General features: G+C 68.4%; 4 protein-coding genes. 2 read left to right on the top strand and 2 right to left on the bottom strand.

The window, feature by feature from the left end:
• Positions 1–1,243: MobF family relaxase (mobF, locus tag ABD297_RS23435; protein ID WP_344257557.1), on the bottom strand; the 1,243-nt coding region annotated here is incomplete at its 3' end.
• A gap of 566 nt (positions 1,244–1,809) precedes the next feature.
• Here mobF and ABD297_RS23440 point away from each other — a divergent pair.
• Both ABD297_RS23440 and ABD297_RS23445 read left to right on the top strand, forming a co-directional pair.
• Positions 1,810–2,160, top strand: coding sequence for a hypothetical protein (locus tag ABD297_RS23440; protein ID WP_344257559.1), 351 nt, complete (start codon positions 1,810–1,812; stop codon positions 2,158–2,160).
• A gap of 219 nt (positions 2,161–2,379) precedes the next feature.
• Positions 2,380–3,021 carry a cation diffusion facilitator family transporter gene (locus tag ABD297_RS23445; protein WP_344257561.1) on the top strand — a complete coding sequence of 214 codons (642 nt, stop codon included), beginning with the start codon at positions 2,380–2,382 and terminating at the stop codon, positions 3,019–3,021.
• A 434-nt stretch (positions 3,022–3,455) separates the two neighbouring features.
• Here ABD297_RS23445 and ABD297_RS23450 read toward each other — a convergent pair.
• Positions 3,456–4,176: hypothetical protein (locus ABD297_RS23450; RefSeq protein ID WP_344257563.1), on the bottom strand; the 721-nt coding region annotated here is incomplete at its 5' end.

Here is a 4,176-nt window from a genome sequence, read left to right on the forward strand (position 1 = left end):
CCGCGATCCGCTCCGCCACCACGGTCCGCTCGTCCGGTGACGCGAACCTGACGCCTTGGATCTGACGCAGCGCTTCGGCGAACACGTTGGCCCGGGTGAACGTAGAACGCTTGCCCGACACGATCTCAAGCGATACCCGAGCGGCTTCCTCGAGCATCGCCTCGGCCAGGTCCCCCGCCCGCAACAGAGGCAGGTCGTTGCGCCCGGCCAGGGTCGCGACCCACGACTGCGCGTCGTCCCCGACGAACGGCTGGGCTCTCGCCCGCCAGTGCGTGGCCAGCTCTCCGAGGGCCTTCAGCTCCTTGGGCGGGCGGGTCTCCAGGGTCGCGCGCTGACGCATCTGCAGCACCTCACGCGGCGTCGGCTGCCTCCCGTGGACGGCGACGAAGTCCGCGACCAGCACGTCCTTCGCCGCGTCGATCTCGGTGGTGCGCTGTGAGAACTCCGCCCGCAACGCCTCGTCCACCCCGGCGACCTCCCACTTCTCAACCGGTGAGTGGCGTCGTCGTTCGGGATCCCAGCCGTAGCCCAGATCCCGGGTCACGAGGTCCGCAAGGACACCGTTGTAGAGCTCCGACAGACCCACCGAAGCGCGGAAGAGTGCCTTGCTGTCCAGCGTCCGCCACCGGCCGTCCGACACCGCCTGTACCCGGTTGAGGACCACGACATGGGTGTGCAGCTGCGGGTCGCCAGCGCGCGAGTCCCAGTGGTCGAACGCAGCCGCTACGACACCGCGAACGTCCTGCGACACGACACCGCCCCGGCCCGTTCGGGTGGCGAGCACCGTCCGTTCCGCGTAGCCGATGACGAACTCCGTCGCGGCTATGTGCACGGCATAGATGCGCCGCCGGGTTTCGTCGTCGGCAAGCCCCCATGCCACCGACACCGACTTCGGCGCGCTGAACGTCAGGTCGAAGCCTGCGACCGTCTTCGGCGCCTTCCGCTCCCGCTTCAACGCGTCGACGTATGCCGGCCGCTCGGCCCCCGGGGCCCGGCCCAGCGGGTGCCCGGTGACCGGATCCTGCAGCATCCCGAGCATCCGCCACAGGTGCTCCTCACTCACCGTCGACCCCGAAACGATGCCACGCCCGCCGTCGAGGCCGGCGAGCCCAGACCCCACAAAACGCCCCGGAGGAGTGCCCGGCTCGCTGTAGTACGAAGCCAGCGGCGACGACGTCAGTCCCCCGGCATCGCCCCGGGCAACGGAGGCCATGAGGTAGCGGTACCCCGAGCCCAGCGTCATCCTGCGAATCGACATCGTCACCCGCAGCGAACCCCGGCCACGGGGCACCCGCGGGAGTCCGCGGCCACCTTGGTGCCAGACGTGTGGAGCGAAGGTCCGGCAGTCGGCGGGGCTCGAGGGAAGGCACCCCAGGGCACAGGGCTCGGGCCCTGCGGCGTCGGTCTCCACTGGGATGGATAAGGGCGCCGGCCACGGATACCAGTCGGGCAAGGAAGGCGAGTAAGTCAGGCTTCGGCAGCGACCAAGAGGCGGGACGGAGAACGCATCACGCTTTGGGAGGCCGAGAGCGCTGATGCACTATGCAATGACCCAAGGATGCGTGCCAGACCTACGTAGGCGACATGGGAGGTGCGGTGCTGCGGTTGAGCCGGTCCTACGCATTGCCAATGAAGCCGGGGCACGGGGTTGAGGTGTTGGCTTTCTCATCCGTCGCAGAGCTCTTGCCCGGCGAGCACCAGGACTGGACCTGTTCGACACCGGACGCGAGCCTCAATCGAATCAGTCCGATTGAGGTGACCGCGGCATGGTCACCGGTCCTTCAGGACCCCTAGGGGGGCCAGACCCTGATGGCGTTCGACCTGGACAGCCACGAGCTGCTGCGCATCAGGGCGAACCCGGCTCCGCTCGAGCAGCTGCGAGGCCCCCGTGGGGTCCGCCCAGCCGGGCCGCCGCTGCGGCCCTCGACCGAGCCGGTCACCGTGCAACGGCGGGCCTCGACCGAAGGGGTGATCGTGATCGCCGGGCAGAAGGTCGCCATCGGCCGGGCCCACGCGCACCACACCGTGACCGTCCACGTCGCCGAGACCACCGTGGCCGTCGAGGCCGACGGAGAGACGCGTGTCTTCCGACGGACCAGCACCAAGCCCGTGCGTAGCATCAAGGGACCGCGGCCACGGACCGCTGTCACCGGTTCCTAGCCCGAGTGTCAAGGATCAGGTGACACAGATCCGTCAAGCCTCAGGTGCGTCAAGACACGACCTCCGGTCCAGTGTCCTGCGTCGGGTCCTCTCCCCGCGGCGCGAACAGGGCAGCGGCAGGTCTGCGCTTGCGCCGACCTGCTGACCGGCATATCAGAGCCACGAGGTTCGTCGCTCGCCTCTCGTTGGGACACCCCGTCGGGCGGCATCGAGTCCCTGATGGGAACATCAGTAGTCTCTGTGGCCGTGACTCAAAGACGCCGCGTAACCATCGTGCTCATCCTGAACATGTCGATGATCGCGGGGCTGTTGGTGGCGGGCCATTTCGCCCATTCCCTCAGCTTGGTTGCGGAGGGCGGCGACTTCCTCGCGGACTCGCTCGCGTTGGCCTTGGGCCTGCTAGCGATCTACCTGAGGGATCGTCATCGCAACGAGAAGGCCACGACCTGGGTCGCCCTGGTGAACGCGCTCTGGCTGCTCGTGCTCTCGGTCGGTGTGGCGGCGTCGGCCATTCAGCGCCTGGTCAGCGGTAGCCCTGAAGTCCACGGACTGCCGGTGCTTGTGGCCTCAGCGATCGCCGCCGCGGTGATGCTGTGTGCCGCGTTGATCCTCGGGGCGGATGCTGGCCGAGAAGACCTGCACATGCGCTCGATCCTCCTGGACACGATCGCCGACGGGGTGGCCGCCGCCGTGGTCGCGATCGTCGGGGCGGTTCTCGCCGTCGCCCAGCGCTGGTTCTGGCTCGACGCTGCTGCCGCTCTGTTGGTGTCGACCCTGATCGCCGTCGCAGCCCTACGTCTCCTGCGCGATGTCGTTCGGGCGCTCCGCGCTGGAATCGCGTATGTCCCCGAAGACGACTGACTGCACACCAACGCGGCAGGGTGGTTCCTGGAACGCCTGTATGACAGGCCACGACCCATTTAGGTCCAGCTGCCTGACACGACTTCACTGGGCTTTGACCGCCGTTGACCTGCCCCAGCTAGCGTCTGCCGCTTGGGCGCCGCCCGTCGGATCTACGGCCCATCCGCGTCTCCACGCTTGTGACCGCAAACAGCAGACCAATCAGCGCCCCCAGTGCCAGCAGACTGGTGACGATTCCCTCGTCGACGCCCATACGGGCACACTGCCACCCCGGCCTGCGCGTTCCCTGAGTCCGCTCACCCGAGTTGACCACCGAGCGGAAGGATCGTTCGAGCCCCTCTGCGCTGTTGCACCCGAGGGGCAACCTGAACGAGTGCGTCGCCGGGAACCCGACACATCGACTCTTCGCAGTTCTGCTGAGCCTGCGGCAACCGCTACTCGTTGACGAGTACGGTGACGCCGACGGCGGCGCTGACAGCTCGGCCTTTGACGTTGGCCGGGACGGGGACGCGGAAGGCCTCGAGCTCGTTGGGGTGTCCATCGACGGTGGTCGCGGCTTGCCCATCGGGCTGCGCCTCATCGAGGTGGTAGGTCCAGGTGCCAGTGCCGATCAGGCGGCCTGAGGCGTCGTAGAAGCCGGCGCGGGCGGAGAAATCAAGGAGGTCGCTGACGTCGCTGGTGACCCGCACCTTGGCGTGGACCGCTGCGCCGTCGAAGCCCAGGCTGGTGAACTGCAGGCGGCTGTCGAAGGGGCCGGGTGCCGGGACGGCGGTGCCGGCCCGGGGTCGCAGGGTCTTGAGTGAGGGGAGCTCGGGTTCACCGGCGGCGGCCGTGAGTCCGGCGAATGCGGTGACAGGCGTGGCCCGCATCGCAGGGAGCTGGGTGGCCGGCGCGGCGTTGCCGGTGGAGGCGGGATCGGCGCCGTGCGAGGTGAGCTGCGCGACCGCGAAGCTGGCGCCAACGAGGACTGCCACTACGCCTAGGGCGGCCAGCGCGACTCGAAGGCGTGGTGGTCGCGCCTTGGGGACGGGTCTGCTGCACGGATAGGTGGCATCTGATCTGCGTCGATGTGTGTCGGCGCTGGAAGGATGTGCACCATGCCCAAGGCGTTCCCCAACGAGTTCCGCGAGGACGTGATCCGGGTCTTCAAGGAGT

The organism is Terrabacter carboxydivorans, from assembly GCF_039532035.1.
In the GTDB taxonomy this organism is placed as follows: domain Bacteria; phylum Actinomycetota; class Actinomycetes; order Actinomycetales; family Dermatophilaceae; genus Terrabacter; species Terrabacter carboxydivorans.

Excerpts from the sequence above, each read along its gene's own strand:
- ABD297_RS23440 (WP_344257559.1), top strand. The coding sequence starts at position 1,810 with ATGGCGTTCGACCTGGACAGCCACGAGCTGCTGCGCATCAGGGCGAAC.
- ABD297_RS23445 (WP_344257561.1), top strand. The coding sequence starts at position 2,380 with ATGGGAACATCAGTAGTCTCTGTGGCCGTGACTCAAAGACGCCGCGTA.